Consider the following 14,897-nt stretch of genomic DNA (forward strand, 5'->3'; position numbering starts at 1 on the left):
TCTGGAAAGGCAATGCGTGTAGCTTTCGAGGTAGCGTTGCATTCAAGCTGGAACCAGCACCGCGACATGGAAGTGTTCTGGTCCTGCGAAGGTAGAGTGCTACGCTTCCCCTCGTTTGAAAACGCCGTGACAAGCGGACGGGAATGATCGAACGGCGCTGTCAGCACATCACCACCGCCGCGCTTCCCTTTCATCGCGTTCAGCGTAAGCTATGCCGACCGATCGGCGATGGAGGATGGCGATGAGGCGTGCGGCTTTGGGGATGGGGTTTGCTGTGGTCTTGGTGTCGGCCTCCCAAGGGCTGGCAGCCGAGCCGGTGGACACGGCGCGGTCCGTGATCGGACAGCAGATCGAAGCTTTTCTCAACGACGATGCAGCCAAGGCCTATTCCTTTGCTTCGCCGCAGATCAAGGGGCTGTTTCCGAGCGAGGCCTTGTTTTTCGAGATGGTGAAACGCGGTTACCGTCCCGTCTACCGTCCGGGAAATTACGCCTATGGGCGGAGCAAGGTGGACGGAACCACGGTCGTGCAGGAGGTTCTCATTTCCGGTCCCGACGGCAAGGACTGGACGGCGCTGTATTCTCTGACGCTCCAACCGGACGGGAGCTACAAGATCAACGGCGTGCAGATGCTGCAGCAAGCGCCGGGCCCGGAAATCTGATGCGACGTCACGGCCGCGACACGCCAGATCGGTGAGCCTCGGCATGATGTCCGGGCACGGCCCGACCGGGCCGTGCGTTTCATCTTTTCAGACCGGCGCGAGATCGCCCCTCGCCCATTCGTCCTGCGTTTCGGCCATGAAATCAGCATAGCGGCCTTCCTCGATCGCCTGGCGGATACCGGCCATCAGGTCCTGGTAGTAGGACAGGTTGTTCCAGGTCAGGAGCATGCCGCCGAGCGATTCATTGGCGCGAACGAGGTGGTGGAGATAGGCGCGCGAATAGTCGCGTGCGGCAGGGCACGTGGAGTGTTCGTCCAGCGGACGCATGTCCTCTGCGTGGCGGGCATTGCGCAGGTTGATGCGTCCACGACGCGTGAAGGCGAGCCCGTGACGCCCGGAACGGGTCGGCATGACGCAGTCGAACATGTCGATGCCGCGAGCGACCGATTTGAGGATATCGTCCGGTGTCCCGACGCCCATGAGATAACGCGGCTTTTCGACAGGCAGTTCCGGGCAGGTCGTGTCCAGCATGTCGAGCATGACGGCCTGGGGTTCGCCCACCGCAAGGCCACCGACCGCATAGCCCTTGAGGTCGAGGCCCGCCAGTGCCCGCGCCGAGCGCACACGCAGATCCGGGTTGTCGCCGCCCTGAACGATGCCGAACATCGCCTTGCCCGGCTGATCGCCGAAGGCGGTCTTGCAGCGGTCGGCCCAGCGCAGCGACATTTCCATGGCGCGCTCGATCTCGCGCGGTTCGGCAGGCAGACGAATGCATTCGTCGAGCTGCATCTGGATATCGCTGCCGAGCAGGCCCTGGATCTCGATAGACCGTTCGGGCGACATATGGTGCAGGGCGCCATCGACGTGGCTCTTGAAGGTCACACCCTGTTCGTCCAGCTTGCGCAGGCCGGAAAGCGACATGACCTGAAAGCCGCCGCTGTCCGTGAGGATCGGGCCCTGCCAGCGAATGAGGTCATGCAGTCCACCGAGACGCGCCACCCGTTCCGGGCCCGGGCGCAGCATCAAGTGATAGGTGTTGCCGAGAATGATATCAGCCCCGAGATCCTTCACCTGATCGAGATACATCGCCTTCACGGTGCCGACGGTGCCAACCGGCATGAAGGCGGGTGTGCGAACGGTGCCGCGCGGCATGGACACCGCGCCGCGACGCGCCTTGCCGTCGGTCGCGGTCACGGTAAACTGGAATGTCTCTGTCATGGGCTGTTCCGGAAAAGCAGGCTGGCATCGCCATAGGAGTAGAAGCGGTAGCCATCCGCGATGGCCGCAGTATAGGCGCTGCGCATGGTGTCGAGCCCCGAAAAGGCGGAGACGAGCATGAACAGCGTCGATTTCGGCAGATGGAAATTGGTCATCAGGATATCGACGGCGCGGAACCGGTAGCCCGGCGTGATGAAGATGCCGGTCGGCCCCGACCACGGCGCGATGTGTCCGTCCTCCGACGCTGCACTCTCGAGCAGGCGAAGCGAGGTCGTGCCGACGCAGACAATGCGCCCGCCCCTCGCCCGCGTGGCGTTCAGGCGTTCGGCAACCTCGGCGGAGACATGACCGATCTCCTGATGCATCGTGTGGTCATCGGTGTCGTCGGCCTTGACCGGCAGAAAGGTTCCGGCGCCGACATGCAGCGTGACAAAGTGGCGCTCGACACCGCGAGCGTCCAGCGCGGCGAAAAGTCGATCCGTAAAGTGCAGTCCGGCCGTCGGTGCGGCGACGGCGCCGTCTTCGCGGGCGTAGACTGTCTGATAGTCTTCGCGGTCCTTCATATCTTCCGGACGCTTGGAGGCGATATAGGGCGGCAGCGGAATATGCCCGACGACGGCAATGGCCTCATCGAGGGCAGGACCGGACAGATCGAACGCAAGCGTCACCTCCCCGCCTTCGGTCTTTGCTTCGACGACCGCGTCGAGCGCGCCGAGAAGGCAGCTTTCTCCGCCATGACCGAAGCGGATCCGATCGCCCGGCTTGATACGCTTGCCGGGCCGGGCGAAGGCCTTCCAGCGATCCGGCGCGATCCGCATGTGAAGCGTGGTCGAGACAGCCTGTTCAGTGGCACCATCGCGAAAGCGGATGCCTTCAAGCTGCGCGGGGATCACCTTCGTGTCGTTGAACACGAGCGCATCACCCGGCTCGAGAAACGACGGCAGATCAATCACGCTGCCATGTTCGAGCGATTGCCCCGGACGCACCACGAGCATGCGGGCGCTGTCCCGGGGGCTGGCCGGCCGCAAGGCGATGTTGTCGTCCGGGAGATCGAAGTTGAAGAGATCGACACGCATGGCAAGCACTTCTTGAAAATGGAAAAGGCCCGCCCGACAGCCGCAGGGGCGATCGGACGGGCCCTGTCCTAGCCCAGATCAGGCGTTTGCGGCAATCTTCATCGACACGATGCTGTCGGGATCCTTGACGGGCTCGCCGCGCTTGATCTTGTCGATGTTCTCCATGCCCTCGATGACCTGGCCCCACACCGTGTACTGCTTGTTCAGCCAGGGGCTGTCCGTGAAGCAGATGAAGAACTGGGAGTTGGCCGAGTTCGGCATCTGGCTGCGCGCCATGGAGCACGTGCCCCGCACGTGGCTTGTGGCGGAGAATTCCGCCTTCAGATCGGGCTTGGACGAGCCGCCCATGCCGGCACGGGCAGGATTGAAGTCCTTGCCGCCCTGCTTGCCGAACTGGACGTCACCCGTCTGTGCCATGAAATCTTCGATGACGCGATGGAACACGACGCCATCATAGGCGCCTTCCTGGACCAGTTCCTTGATGCGCGCGACGTGACCCGGCGCCAGATCGGGCTTCAGCTCGATCACGACCTGTCCCTTGGTCGTTTCCATGATGATCGTGTTTTCCGGATCCTTGATCTCGGCCATGCTTTTCTCCTTCAAAGAATGCTGATGTTACTTGCCGACCTTGACGCTGATCATGCGGTCGGGATTGGTGACGGCGCCGCTTTCGCCCTCGCCCTTCTTGATCTTGTCGACGTTTTCCATGCCCGAGACGACCTGGCCGACAACGGTATACTGGCCATTGAGGAACGAGCCCTCGTCGAACATGATGAAAAACTGCGAGTTCGCGGAGTCCGGGCTCTGGGAGCGTGCCATTCCGACGGTGCCGCGCTTGAACGGCGTCTTCGAGAATTCGGCAGGCAGATCGGGCTTGGATGAACCGCCCATGCCGGCGCGTCCGGCTTCGAAGTTCTTTTCGAGGTTGCCGTACTGGACGTCGCCGGTCTGCGCCATGAAACCGGGAATGACGCGGTGGAACGCCACGTTGTCATAGGCGCCTTCGGCGGCCAGTTCCTTGATCCGCGCAACGTGCTTCGGGGCGATTTCGGGAAGCAGTTCGATGACGACGGGCCCGCTTTTCAGGTTGATCGTCAGAAGGTCCTTAGCCTGGGCGACGGCCGCGCCGGTGAGCATTGCCAGGGATACTGCGCCTGCAAGGGCAAGCTTGAAGAATGTCATGATGGCTCCGTGTTTCGTCTGCGATTTTGCTGTGGCTGTATCGATATAGCGTCGAAAGCGGCAAGGTCAGCGTTGCGCGTAACGAATTGCCAGCGCTTGAGCCACCACTTTCGGCACGAACGGGCCGACATCGCCGCCCATGGCCGCGATCTGGCGGACCAATGTGGCGGTTATGGGCCGCGACGCGGTTGCGGCGGGAATGAAGACCGTCTGGACATCCGGCGCCATCTCGCGGTTCATTCCGGCCATCTGCATCTCGTAGTCGAGGTCCGTGCCGTCTCGCAGTCCGCGGATCAGGATCGACGCGCCATGGCGCCGTGCCGCCCGAACCGCGAGATCATCAAACGAAACGACAGTGACATCGTCACTCCGGCCCGGCAGTTCCTGCCCGAGAGCATGGCGGATCAGCGTCGCGCGTTCATCGAAGGAGAACAGCGGTGCCTTGCCGGGATGCACGCCGATCGCAACGACAAGAGACTGCACCACGGCCAGAGACTGCGCGAGGATGTCGAGATGCCCGTTCGTGATGGGATCGAAGGAGCCGGGGTAGAAAGCTGTCGTCATCGCACCGTGTTCCGTTTCGGCAGTCTTGTGTCATGCCCGCCAGACCGGCGCAAGATCTACTGATGCTTCGCCGTTGCACGCTGTCACGCCACTGCGACAGTAGAGACAAGAATAGATCGTGACAGCGTGCGGAACCTTTTTCCGCGCTGCCCCGTTGAAGGTGCAGAAAGGATGACTGCCATGGGATTGATGCTGTTTTCGATGATGATGTTTTTCACCATGATCTTCGCGACGGTGAATGCAATGCGCTCTGAAGTTCTTTCGAAATCCAAGCCTGCTCCTCGGTTTGTCATTACAAGATAAGGATGCGCGATATGGCCGTTATCATGATGATCGTGTCGGCAGTGATTAGTATCGTGTTCCTGTTCGATTTTACGAAAACCATTCTTCAGCTGAAGCGCGACCGCGAGGCAATCCAGGCCTCCCGTCGCCACAGCGAAGGGTTTTCGATCTAACACCGTTTCCTCCCAAGGCGACCTCCAGCGCTGCGGGATACAAAAAAGCCGGACGGTTCCCTCCCGTCCGGCTTTTGCTATTCTGACCCTACAGCCGAAAGCGAGCGCTCTGTCGGCTTATTCGGAGACCGGCGGCTCGGCATCCGGCGTCTGAGACGATGTTGCATCCTGTGCCAGCTGTTCGTCGATGATCGCGACGGCCGCCTCGTCATCCTCCGGTTCGCTGATGCGCTCGACCGAGACGACCTTTTCGTCCTTCGCCGTGGAGAAGATCGTGACGCCCTTGGTGGCGCGGCTCGCGAGACGAATGCCACCCACGGGAACGCGGATCAATTGTCCCCCGTCGGAGACGAGCATGATCTGGTCTGCGTCTTCCACGGGGAACGCGGCCACGAGAACACCGATCTCGTTCGTCTTCGACGTATCCGTGGCGCGGATGCCCTTGCCGCCACGACCCGACGTGCGGAAGTCGTAGGTCGACGAGCGCTTGCCATAGCCCTTCTCGGACACGGTCAGAACGAACTGTTCCTGCGCCTTAAGTTCGTCAAAGCGCTCTTGCGACAGTTCACCGACGACCTCGGCACCCTCTTCGCCGACGAGGGCGATTTCGTCCTCGTCACCGGCAACAGCCTCCCCGCCGACCAGACGCCGTTCGATGGATGCCCGCTTCATATAGGCGGCGCGCTCCCACGGCTCGGCGTCGACATGGCTGACGATCGTCATGGAAATGATGCGATCATCCTTTCCGAGCGAGATGCCGCGCACGCCGATCGAGTTGCGGCCGGCAAAGACACGCACATCGTCCACGGGGAAGCGGATGCACTGGCCGAGCGCCGTCGTGAGAAGGACATCGTCGCGATCGGTACAGGTTTCCACGGACAGAATCTCGTCGCCGTCCTCTTCCAGCTTCATCGCGATCTTGCCGTTCCGGTTGACCTGGATGAAGTCCGACAACTTGTTCCGGCGAACCGTCCCGCGCGTCGTGGAGAACATGACGTCGAGATTGGCCCAGCTGGCTTCGTCTTCGGGCAGCGGCATGATCGTCGTGATGCGTTCGCCCGGCTCGAGCGGCAGCATGTTGATCAGGGCCTTCCCGCGCGAGGTCGGTGTGCCGATCGGCAGGCGCCAGACCTTTTCCTTGTAGACGATTCCGCGCGAGGAGAAGAACAGAACCGGCGTGTGCGTGTTGGCGACGAACAGGCGGGTAACGAAATCCTCGTCGCGGGTCGACATGCCGGAGCGGCCCTTGCCGCCGCGACGCTGCGCCCGGTAGGTCGTCAACGGCACGCGCTTGATGTAGCCGAGATGCGACACGGTCACGACCATGTCTTCGCGGGAGATCAGATCCTCGTCGTCCATGTCGGGACCGCCTTCGACGATCTCCGTGCGGCGCGGCGTGCCGAATTCCTCGCGGATGGCGGAAAGCTCATCCTTGACGATCGTCATGATCCTCAGGCGGGAACCCAGGATCTCCAGATAGTCGCTGATCTCAGCGCCGATCTTGTTCAGTTCGTCGCCGATCTCGTCGCGGCCGAGCGCCGTCAGACGGGCAAGGCGGAGCTCGAGGATAGCGCGCGCCTGCTCCTCGGACAGATTGTAGGTTCCGTCCTCGTTGATCTTGTGGCGCGGATCGTCGATCAGTCGGATCAGCGAGTCGACGTCATGCGCCGGCCAGCGGCGCGTCATCAGCTGTTCGCGTGCCGTCGCCGGATCCGGCGCCTCCCGGATAAGCTTGATGATCTCGTCGATGTTGGCGACCGCAATGGCGAGACCAACCAGCACATGGGCCCGTTCGCGCGCCTTGCGCAGCAGATACTTCGTCCGACGGCTGACGACCTCCTCGCGGAACGCGACGAAGGCACGCAGCATGTCGAGCAGCGTCATCTGCTCCGGCTTGCCGCCATTCAGCGCCACCATGTTGCAGCCGAAGGACGTCTGCAGCGGCGTGTAGCGATAGAGCTGGTTGAGGATGACCTCGGCATTGGCGTCGCGCTTCAGCTCGATGACGACGCGATAGCCCTGGCGGTCGCTCTCGTCGCGCAGATCCGAAATGCCTTCGATGCGCTTGTCGCGCACGAGTTCGGCCATCTTCTCGATCATCGTCGCCTTGTTCACCTGATAGGGAACCTCGGTAACGATGATCATTTCGCGATCGTTGCGCATCGGCTCGATATGGGCCTTGCCGCGCATGATGACCGAGCCGCGGCCCGTCTCGTAGGCCGAGCGGATGCCGGAACGCCCCATGATCATGGCACCGGTCGGGAAGTCCGGTCCGGGGATGATTTCCATCAACTGCGGCAGTTCGAGCGCCGGATCGTCGATCAGCGCAATGCAGCCGGTGACGACTTCGGAGAGATTGTGTGGCGGGATGTTCGTCGCCATGCCGACCGCAATGCCGCCTGCGCCATTGACGAGGAGGTTGGGGAACTTTGCGGGGACGACGACTGGCTCCGACAGGGTGCCGTCGTAGTTGTCGCGGAAATCGACGGTTTCCTTGTCGAGATCGTCGAGCAGCGCATGGGCTGCCTTCTGCAAGCGGCACTCGGTGTAGCGTTCGGCCGCCGGCGGATCGCCGTCGATGGAGCCGAAATTGCCCTGCCCGTCGATGAGCGGCAGGCGAAGCGACCAGGGCTGCGCCATGCGGGCGAGCGCGTCGTAAATCGCGAGGTTGCCGTGCGGGTGATACTTACCCATCACGTCCCCGGTGACGCGGGCGCATTTGACGTATTTCTTGTTCCAGTCGATCCCAAGCTCGCTCATGCCGAACAGGATGCGCCTGTGGACCGGCTTCAGGCCGTCGCGAACATCGGGGAGCGCACGGCTGACGATGACGCTCATCGCGTAATCGAGGTAGGAGCGCTGCATTTCCTCGATGATGGAAATGGGCTCGATGCCTGGTGGGTTCTTGCCGCCGCCGGGAGGTGTTTGCTCAGTCAATTTGGGTCACGATCGTTGGTCAGAATCAGAGGGCTATATATAATCGACACAGCGCCCATAAGCCAATTTCCGCAGGGAGTTGTGAACAGTCTTCTGTCTTTCTGGCAGCAAAAGAGCCGCTTTCCAAGGTAAACTTGCGGCTTCCGGGCCCTGCCCCTTTACCCTTTACGCTGCTTGAGACTAACTGACCGCCCGCGCGTGACGCGCACCGGAGAGCGGCATGCCCGATACCGACCTTCTGATCAACGCGCTGACCACCATCCTCGTGACGATCGACCCCCCCGGCCTCGCCCCGATCTTCCTGAGCCTCACCGCCGGGATGAGCAGGAGCGAGCGCAAGCAGGTCGCCTCTCGCGGCAGCCTGATCGCCTTCTGTATTCTCTCCGTCTTCGCGCTGTTCGGAGACAGCATCCTTGGGCTGCTCGGCATCTCCATTGGCGCGTTCCGCATCGCCGGGGGCCTTCTTCTGTTCTGGATCGCCTTTGAGATGATCTTCGAAAAGCGCAATGAGCGGAAGGAGAAGACCGGGGAGACGGCCACGCTTCGGGACCACATCGAGAACATCGCCGTCTTCCCGCTGGCGCTGCCGCTCATTGCAGGACCCGGCGCGATTTCCGCAACCATTCTTCTGGCCGGCGACAATCCCGGCACCTTCGGAAGATTGCAGCTCATCCTCGTCATCGCTGTCTGCATTGCGATCCTGTTTGCAGCCCTCGTGATCGCCGAGCGAATCGACCGGTTCCTCGGTCAGACAGGGCGCGCCATTCTCACGCGCCTGCTCGGCGTCATCCTTGCCGCGCTGGCCGTTCAGTTCGTCGTGGACGGGGTGATCTCAGCCTTCGCGCTCAAGATCTAAGCTGTTCACCGATAGGGCGATCACGTCGGCCAAGGCTACTGGTAGAAAAAGCAGACGCAGTCTGCCTTCGCAGCATCCTCCGCAGCCCACACACGGGCCGCAAGCCGACTCGCCTCGCCGCTTTCACCCAGGCGCAGACCGAGCAGGGATGTCGCCGCCAGCTTGGCGTTGACGGCATCGACCTCGACCATCTTGCCCACCTGGTGAACACCGTCGCGCGGTGTCCAGGTGAAAAATTGAACATTGTAATGCATGGCGTTCCTCCCGCTCATACCGACGCAGTTGCTCCTCAACGGCTGCTGATGAATCATAGCACGGAATCGCGGAAAGCCATACGGCTTGGGAGCTGGCGGCCGTGCCACGGGAACTTCCGGCCCCCCTGTCCGTTGCTCTTTGCGAGAACCCGAGGAGCGCGCGATCGCTCCGGACCCAAGGAGGCGAACATGGCCAAAATTCTGGACGAGCGCGGCGACGTCAGATCGACGCAGGAACTGAACAAGACGGTGACCGTGAACCCGACGGAAGCGCGGCAGGGCGGCGTTGGACGTCCGGTCCTGATGGTTCTGGTGGGCGGCCTGTTCCTTGCCCTGATCGCCTGGGGCGCAGCGGAGATGTTCGGTGAGAGCACCGACAATGATGCGGCCACCGATCGCCAGCAGTCGGAGCCGGTTCAGAATGGCCAGGCGACGCCCGCCAATCAGGGGACGATCGACAATACGCCGGCCAATGGCGAACCGATGCAGCCGGCCCCGACCGATCGCGATCCGACGCCCCAGACCGGAACGACCAACGGATAATCGAGCTTCGCTTGCATTGGAAAGGCCGGGTTTTTGCCCGGCCTTTTTTGTATGTCCATTCTATCGAGGACCGGCAGACGCCTTCGCCGCAGCTTTCGCCCGCTTGCGCCGCTCCCACCAGACGGCCATCCGGCGACGCTTGCGGCGGATGAACGCGGAATCATGGGAGAGCACGACAAGGCCGAGCGGCACCATCCAGAATCCGAGAATCGGGAGAAACCCGAGAAGACCGAAGACGACCAGCAGGCATCCGATGAGGACCCGCAGCCATTTTTGCCGAGGCAGCGGCATATGCCAGGACCCGACCGAGATCTGGGGTCCGTGACGTCGTGGCGGAATGGAGCTTTCGTGCGTCCGGGCTCTCTCTGCGGGCCGCCCGTCCGCCTGCGGCGATCGATCCTGTCCGGATCCTTGAGACCTGGCCGCGTTGTTATCGTCTGCCGGGCCTGCAACTGCATCAAGCTCGTTCATCTCTCTCCATTCCGGCTGCTCTGCCATCGGACGACCGCTGTCGTCGGCTTCGTCCCTCAGGTGTGCCTCGTCGATCGCTTTGTCCACAGCGCAACGTGCTTTTTTGAAAAAAGCGCTTGGCAAATCGAAAAAGCATCCGTATTAGCAGCCTCACTTCTGCAGCGCAGATGTTCCCTGGTAGCTCAGCGGTAGAGCATTCGACTGTTAATCGACAGGTCGCCGGTTCGAATCCGGCCCGGGGAGCCATTTTCACTTGATGAACATGGCATGCGGCATCGCCGCAAATCTACCGCACCCTTCTCCACACCGCTCCGCGACTGTCATACCGCCCTGGAACTTCCGATCCGGCCGGGTGTTTGCGGTGGAAACGGAGATATACCCATGACCAGCCAGGATCAGCTTTCAACGCCAGAGCAGGCAAAGCCGCGCGACATCCTGCCGACCGCCGGCGATGAGACGTCGAGCGAAAGTCCCTCGATCGCCCCGACCTTCGCCAAACCTGAAGAGATCGGCGATGAGAGCGACCGGCCTGCCGTCAATCCGGTTACGGGCGGCGCGGTCTGAAGATGCGCACCATGATAAGGACAGGGATCGTCGTGACGGGCCTTATGGTCGCGCTCACCTCTTGTGCACCCGTTCGTGTAGAGCCGATCCCCGGCAGTATCACCTATGGCGGACATCAGCCGCGGACGAAGCTGACAAAGGCGCCGGTCGGAAGCACCTTCACAAACCAGGTCACCGACGAGATGGGGTGCCCGGCGATCGAGACGTACCGCGTCGAAACCGACAGATCCCTCACCCTGCTGCGGCGCTCCCGCCTGTCGTCATCGGGCAGCATCGGATTTGCCTGCTGACACCGCGGTTATTTGGCTGGCACAGCTGCGTCGCAGCCGGCATGCGCATGTTTTTGAAACCTTCTTGATCCACATCTCGTCCTTGGCCGTAAGACCGCCAAAGGACATAGACGGGTCAAGATGGACGACGTGCATCACCGGGGCGAAGCCCCCATTATCGTATGGTTTCGCAAGGACCTCCGGACGGACGACAACCGTGCGCTGGCCTCCGCAGCAGAAGCCGGCCGTCCGGTCATTGCCCTCTATATCCGCGAAGACAACGCGGAGACCGGTCCGCTGGGCGAAGCGCAGGCCTGGTGGCTGCATCACTCGCTGACATCTCTGTTAGAGCAGATCGAGAAGCGGGGCACGCGCCTCGTTCTTCGCAGCGGCAATGCGGAAACGGTTCTTCGCCGGATCGTCGAGGAGACCGGCGCCTCCGCCATCTTCTGGAACAGGCGATACGATCCGGCCGGCATCGCCATCGACACCGCACTGAAGGAAGCGCTTTCGTCCGATGGGATCGAGGCCGCGAGCTTCTCCGGCTTTCTCCTGCATGAACCATCCCGCGTGAAGACGAAGACAGGTGGATCGTACCGGGTCTACACCCCGTTCTGGCGCGCGGTGGAAGCAGGAGGCGAGCCCGACGAACCGATCGACGCGCCGGAGACCCTTCCCGCGCCATCGCGGTTCCCCTCCTCGGAGCCGCTCGACGCCTGGAACCTGCTTCCGAAGCGCACATGGGCCGACGACTTCTCGCAGCGGTGGGTGCCGGGCGAAGCGTCTGCGCTCGAGAAACTCGAGGACTTCACCGAAAGCACCATCTGCGGGTATCGCGCCTCGCGCGAACGGACGTGGGAGGCGGGAACCTCACGTCTGTCTCCGCATCTTGCGATGGGCGAAATCTCCCCTGCCCGCATCTGGCACGCAACGCGCGGGCTTTCGCAGGCAGAGTCCGCGGACGTCATCACGTTTCGCAAGGAGCTCGTCTGGCGGGAATTCGCCTATCACCTCCTGTTCCACAATCCTGACATGCCCACCGAGAGTCTCAATCGGAAGTATGACCGGCTCGGATGGAGCACCGGCGATAAGGACTTTGAAAGCTGGACCAGAGGACGGACCGGTTTCCCGATCGTCGATGCCGGCATGCGGGAACTGTGGCGTTTCGGGACCATGCACAATCGCGTTCGCATGATCGTCGGTTCGTTCCTCGTAAAAGACCTTCTGATCGACTGGAAGCGCGGCGAGCGTTGGTTCCGCGATACGCTCGTCGACGCCGATCCCGCCAGCAATGCAATGAACTGGCAGTGGGTCGCCGGCTGCGGAGCCGATGCATCGCCATTCTTCCGCGTGTTCAATCCCATTACGCAGGGCGAGAAGTTCGACAGCGACGGGCTTTATGTGCGCGAACACGTGCCCGAACTGGCGGACATACCGAACGACTGGATCCATCATCCATTCGACGCACCTGCCGCCGTGCTCACCAAAGCCGGCGTCACACTGGGCAAAACCTATCCGAAACCGATCGTCGACCATGCCAAGGCGCGCGATCGCGCGCTTGCCGCCTACCGCAATATCAAGGATGCCGCATGACCCCTATCCTTCCCGACAGCATCTCTGGAACGAATGGAAGACTGTCGATCGCCGTGATCGGTTCCGGCATCTCCGGCAGTTCGGCCGCATGGGCTCTGCGCGACGTTCACGACGTCACCCTTTATGAAAAGGCCGAGCGGCCCGGCGGGCACACGGCGACCGTCGAGGTCGACTACGATGGTCGACGCATCGCCGTCGACACCGGCTTCATCGTTTACAACGAGCCGAACTATCCCAATCTGAAGGCGCTGTTTGCGGAGCTCGATGTCGAGACCCTGCCGAGCAGCATGAGCTTTTCCCTGTCGCTGGACCATGGCGCGCTCGAATGGCGAGGCGGCCCTTTCAGTGGCCTTTTTGCCCAGAAGCGCAATATGCTGCGCCCGTCCTTCCTGCTGATGCTGCGGGAAATCCTGCGCTTCAACAAGATCTGCCTCGTGGACCGCGATGCGGGCCGACTGTCGGAAATGTCGATCGGCGACTATCTCGATTGGCGCCGCTTTTCGCCCGGCTTCACCAACAACTATCTGCTGCCGATGGCGGCTGCGATCTGGTCGGCGCCGGCCGCTAAGATGCTCGAATTCCCGGCGGAACACTTCATTCAGTTTTTCGACAACCACCGCCTCGTCTACGCAACACCGCACCCGTGGCGCACCGTGACCGGCGGCAGCCGCGTCTATCTCGACAAACTGCTGGCGCCGCTCGGCGATCGCCTGAAGCTTGGCTGCGGCATCCGTACGATTCGTCGCGACGGGCGCAAGGTTCATGTGACGGAGGCCGACGGAACGATGCGCGTCTACGACAAGGTCGTGATCGCCTCGCATTCCGATCAGGCATTGGCCATCCTCGCCGATGCGACGCCGCAGGAACGCTCGGTTCTCGAAGCGGTGCCCTACAAACCCAATCGGGTCGTCTTGCATCGGGATCCGGCCCTGATGCCCAAGCGCAAGAAGGTCTGGGCGTCCTGGAACTACCTGCGTTCCTCACGCCCGGGTTCAGACACGCAGGTGGCGGTGACCTACTGGATGAACAGCCTCCAGGCGATCGACCCCGCCTGCCCGCTCTTCGTGACGCTGAACCCGGAACGCGAACCGGATCCGCGTCTCGTCTTCGCCGAATTCACCTACGACCATCCACAGTTCGACGCCGGTTCCGTCGAGGCGCAACGGCGCTTGGCGGCGATCCAGGGCGACAACGGGACGTACTTCGCCGGCGCCTGGACGGGCTACGGGTTTCATGAAGATGGGCTGTCATCGGGGCTTGCCGCAGCCGAAGCGCTCGGCGGCGTGATCCCCTGGCGCCTTGCATCGGCTCCTGTCTTCGCCGAAGCTGCGGAATGACCGATCGGCCCCAAGAAGACGGACGCCTGCACGGCCCGCCGACGCAAGCGGCGCTGCTCTATGTCGGGAGTGTCATGCACCAGCGGATGAAGCCGCTGGGACACAGGTTTTCCTATGACGTCTTCTCGCTGCTGGTGGACCTGGACAGGCTGGACGCGGCGGACACGCTGAGCCGCGTCTTTTCCGTGGATCGCCGCAACCTCCTGTCGTTTCACCAGAGCGATCATTCCGGGCAACGCGACCTTCCCCTCCGCACCTATGTCGATGGTCTTCTCCGGGAGGCCGGCATTGCGCAACCGGCGGCCCGCGTGCTGCTCGTCTGCTATCCGCGGATCCTCGGTTGGGTCTTCAATCCTCTCGCAGTCTACTATGCCTATGACGCGAGCAATGCGCTCGTGGCCCTCGTCTACGAGGTTCGCAACACCTTCGGAGAACGGCATACCTATGTCTGCCCCGTGTCGGATGGACAGGTGAGCGAAGCCGGGGTGCGCCAGGAATGCGACAAGGTTTTCTACGTCTCGCCGTTCATGCCGATGGCGATGCGCTACCGTTTTCGCATGGTTCCACCCGGCGAGATCATCCGCTGGCGCATTCTCGAAACGGATGCCGAGGGGCCTGTGCTGTCTGCCACCTTCTCCGGGCAGGCCATGCCGCTGACGACGGCCAATATCTGCCGTCTCGTCGGGCGCATCCCGCATCTCACCCTGAAGATCGTTGCCGGCATTCATTGGGAGGCGGCCAAGCTGTGGTGGAAGGGCGCCCGCTATGTTGCGCGGCCTTCGCCGCCTTCACCGGTCAGTGTCTGGCCCGACGACATCCGTCGTGACGCGCCGGAAAATCGCCGGTTTTCGTCGCGGTCCACCACCCACTCCGAGACTTGCAGCCCAGCCGAATAAGGCTATTTTGTGTAAGTAGAT

General features: G+C 62.2%; 18 protein-coding genes and 1 tRNA gene. 10 read left to right on the plus strand and 9 right to left on the minus strand.

The window, feature by feature from the left end; translation table 11 throughout:
* Positions 1–262: 262 nt before the first annotated feature.
* Positions 263–661, plus strand: a complete 399-nt coding sequence (locus tag ASG03_RS19415; RefSeq protein ID WP_244475340.1) for a DUF4864 domain-containing protein — start codon at positions 263–265, stop codon at positions 659–661.
* Positions 662–748: 87 nt separating this feature from the next.
* Here the strand turns inward: ASG03_RS19415 and tgt are convergent, their stop codons facing one another.
* The 6 genes from tgt to ASG03_RS21600 form a co-directional block, all read right to left on the minus strand.
* Entirely contained in the window at positions 749–1,879 is a 1,131-nt protein-coding gene (gene tgt / locus ASG03_RS19420) for a tRNA guanosine(34) transglycosylase Tgt (protein WP_062467933.1), read from the minus strand.
* Complete coding sequence (gene queA / locus ASG03_RS19425; RefSeq protein ID WP_062467934.1) at positions 1,876–2,955, minus strand: tRNA preQ1(34) S-adenosylmethionine ribosyltransferase-isomerase QueA; 1,080 nt, start codon at positions 2,953–2,955, stop codon at positions 1,876–1,878. The genes tgt and queA overlap by 4 nt, the downstream gene beginning before the upstream one ends.
* A gap of 78 nt (positions 2,956–3,033) precedes the next feature.
* Positions 3,034–3,543: a peptidylprolyl isomerase gene (locus ASG03_RS19430; protein ID WP_062467936.1), complete on the minus strand. Its 510-nt coding sequence runs from the start codon at positions 3,541–3,543 to the stop codon at positions 3,034–3,036.
* A gap of 27 nt (positions 3,544–3,570) precedes the next feature.
* Positions 3,571–4,137: a peptidylprolyl isomerase gene (locus ASG03_RS19435; protein ID WP_062467938.1), complete on the minus strand. Its 567-nt coding sequence runs from the start codon at positions 4,135–4,137 to the stop codon at positions 3,571–3,573.
* 66 nt (positions 4,138–4,203) lie between these two features.
* Positions 4,204–4,701: a pantetheine-phosphate adenylyltransferase gene (gene coaD / locus ASG03_RS19440; protein ID WP_062467941.1), complete on the minus strand. Its 498-nt coding sequence runs from the start codon at positions 4,699–4,701 to the stop codon at positions 4,204–4,206.
* 83 nt (positions 4,702–4,784) lie between these two features.
* Positions 4,785–4,973, minus strand: a complete 189-nt coding sequence (locus ASG03_RS21600) for a hypothetical protein (protein WP_156379900.1) — start codon at positions 4,971–4,973, stop codon at positions 4,785–4,787.
* A 42-nt stretch (positions 4,974–5,015) separates the two neighbouring features.
* On the opposite strand from ASG03_RS21600, the gene ASG03_RS21605 reads away from it, so the two are divergent.
* Positions 5,016–5,156: a hypothetical protein gene (locus tag ASG03_RS21605; protein WP_156379901.1), complete on the plus strand. Its 141-nt coding sequence runs from the start codon at positions 5,016–5,018 to the stop codon at positions 5,154–5,156.
* Between the two features lie 117 nt (positions 5,157–5,273).
* On the opposite strand, the gene gyrA is transcribed toward ASG03_RS21605, so the two are convergent.
* Positions 5,274–8,093 (minus strand): DNA gyrase subunit A, encoded by a 2,820-nt coding sequence (gyrA, locus tag ASG03_RS19445; protein ID WP_062467943.1) that lies wholly within the window; start codon positions 8,091–8,093, stop codon positions 5,274–5,276.
* Between the two features lie 220 nt (positions 8,094–8,313).
* On the opposite strand from gyrA, the gene ASG03_RS19450 reads away from it, so the two are divergent.
* The gene (locus tag ASG03_RS19450; protein WP_062695362.1) at positions 8,314–8,949 is read left to right on the plus strand and encodes a MarC family protein; all 636 of its coding nucleotides are present in this window, start codon (positions 8,314–8,316) and stop codon (positions 8,947–8,949) included.
* A 35-nt stretch (positions 8,950–8,984) separates the two neighbouring features.
* Here the strand turns inward: ASG03_RS19450 and ASG03_RS19455 are convergent, their stop codons facing one another.
* On the minus strand, positions 8,985–9,203 hold the full coding sequence (locus tag ASG03_RS19455; protein ID WP_062695364.1) for a hypothetical protein: 219 nt from the start codon (positions 9,201–9,203) through the stop codon (positions 8,985–8,987).
* A gap of 189 nt (positions 9,204–9,392) precedes the next feature.
* Here ASG03_RS19455 and ASG03_RS19460 point away from each other — a divergent pair, with 189 nt between their 5' ends.
* Positions 9,393–9,746: a hypothetical protein gene (locus ASG03_RS19460; protein WP_062695366.1), complete on the plus strand. Its 354-nt coding sequence runs from the start codon at positions 9,393–9,395 to the stop codon at positions 9,744–9,746.
* Between the two features lie 60 nt (positions 9,747–9,806).
* On the opposite strand, the gene ASG03_RS19465 is transcribed toward ASG03_RS19460, so the two are convergent.
* On the minus strand, positions 9,807–10,037 hold the full coding sequence (locus ASG03_RS19465) for a hypothetical protein (protein WP_244475327.1): 231 nt from the start codon (positions 10,035–10,037) through the stop codon (positions 9,807–9,809).
* Positions 10,038–10,388: 351 nt separating this feature from the next.
* Between ASG03_RS19465 and ASG03_RS19470 the strand changes: the two genes are divergently transcribed.
* From ASG03_RS19470 to ASG03_RS19495, 6 genes are all read left to right on the plus strand, one after another.
* Positions 10,389–10,463 (plus strand) — tRNA-Asn (locus tag ASG03_RS19470).
* A 135-nt stretch (positions 10,464–10,598) separates the two neighbouring features.
* Positions 10,599–10,781 (plus strand): hypothetical protein, encoded by a 183-nt coding sequence (locus tag ASG03_RS19475; RefSeq protein ID WP_062467951.1) that lies wholly within the window; start codon positions 10,599–10,601, stop codon positions 10,779–10,781.
* A gap of 11 nt (positions 10,782–10,792) precedes the next feature.
* Positions 10,793–11,071 (plus strand): hypothetical protein, encoded by a 279-nt coding sequence (locus ASG03_RS19480; protein WP_443216644.1) that lies wholly within the window; start codon positions 10,793–10,795, stop codon positions 11,069–11,071.
* Between the two features lie 120 nt (positions 11,072–11,191).
* Complete coding sequence (locus ASG03_RS19485; RefSeq protein WP_062695368.1) at positions 11,192–12,643, plus strand: cryptochrome/photolyase family protein; 1,452 nt, start codon at positions 11,192–11,194, stop codon at positions 12,641–12,643.
* Positions 12,640–13,980: an NAD(P)/FAD-dependent oxidoreductase gene (locus tag ASG03_RS19490; RefSeq protein WP_062695370.1), complete on the plus strand. Its 1,341-nt coding sequence runs from the start codon at positions 12,640–12,642 to the stop codon at positions 13,978–13,980. Before ASG03_RS19485 ends, ASG03_RS19490 begins: the two co-directional genes overlap by 4 nt.
* The gene (locus ASG03_RS19495; protein WP_082475873.1) at positions 13,977–14,876 is read left to right on the plus strand and encodes a DUF1365 domain-containing protein; all 900 of its coding nucleotides are present in this window, start codon (positions 13,977–13,979) and stop codon (positions 14,874–14,876) included. Before ASG03_RS19490 ends, ASG03_RS19495 begins: the two co-directional genes overlap by 4 nt.
* Positions 14,877–14,897: the final 21 nt, after the last annotated feature.

This window comes from Rhizobium sp. Leaf341 (assembly GCF_001424325.1).
Classification (GTDB): Bacteria; Pseudomonadota; Alphaproteobacteria; order Rhizobiales; family Rhizobiaceae; genus Ferranicluibacter.

Bases quoted from the DNA above. Each gene is read 5' to 3' on its own strand.
- ASG03_RS19495 (WP_082475873.1), top strand. From the start codon at position 13,977: ATGACCGATCGGCCCCAAGAAGACGGACGCCTGCACGGCCCGCCGACG.
- ASG03_RS19485 (WP_062695368.1), top strand. From the start codon at position 11,192: ATGGACGACGTGCATCACCGGGGCGAAGCCCCCATTATCGTATGGTTT.
- ASG03_RS19460 (WP_062695366.1), top strand. From the start codon at position 9,393: ATGGCCAAAATTCTGGACGAGCGCGGCGACGTCAGATCGACGCAGGAA.
- tgt (WP_062467933.1), bottom strand. From the start codon at position 1,879: ATGACAGAGACATTCCAGTTTACCGTGACCGCGACCGACGGCAAGGCG.
- ASG03_RS19490 (WP_062695370.1), top strand. From the start codon at position 12,640: ATGACCCCTATCCTTCCCGACAGCATCTCTGGAACGAATGGAAGACTG.
- ASG03_RS19450 (WP_062695362.1), top strand. From the start codon at position 8,314: ATGCCCGATACCGACCTTCTGATCAACGCGCTGACCACCATCCTCGTG.
- ASG03_RS19455 (WP_062695364.1), bottom strand. From the start codon at position 9,203: ATGCATTACAATGTTCAATTTTTCACCTGGACACCGCGCGACGGTGTT.
- queA (WP_062467934.1), bottom strand. From the start codon at position 2,955: ATGCGTGTCGATCTCTTCAACTTCGATCTCCCGGACGACAACATCGCC.
- ASG03_RS19480 (WP_443216644.1), top strand. From the start codon at position 10,793: ATGATAAGGACAGGGATCGTCGTGACGGGCCTTATGGTCGCGCTCACC.
- coaD (WP_062467941.1), bottom strand. From the start codon at position 4,701: ATGACGACAGCTTTCTACCCCGGCTCCTTCGATCCCATCACGAACGGG.
- ASG03_RS19435 (WP_062467938.1), bottom strand. From the start codon at position 4,137: ATGACATTCTTCAAGCTTGCCCTTGCAGGCGCAGTATCCCTGGCAATG.
- ASG03_RS19415 (WP_244475340.1), top strand. From the start codon at position 263: ATGGGGTTTGCTGTGGTCTTGGTGTCGGCCTCCCAAGGGCTGGCAGCC.
- ASG03_RS19475 (WP_062467951.1), top strand. From the start codon at position 10,599: ATGACCAGCCAGGATCAGCTTTCAACGCCAGAGCAGGCAAAGCCGCGC.
- ASG03_RS19465 (WP_244475327.1), bottom strand. From the start codon at position 10,037: ATGCCGCTGCCTCGGCAAAAATGGCTGCGGGTCCTCATCGGATGCCTG.
- ASG03_RS19430 (WP_062467936.1), bottom strand. From the start codon at position 3,543: ATGGCCGAGATCAAGGATCCGGAAAACACGATCATCATGGAAACGACC.
- ASG03_RS21605 (WP_156379901.1), top strand. From the start codon at position 5,016: ATGGCCGTTATCATGATGATCGTGTCGGCAGTGATTAGTATCGTGTTC.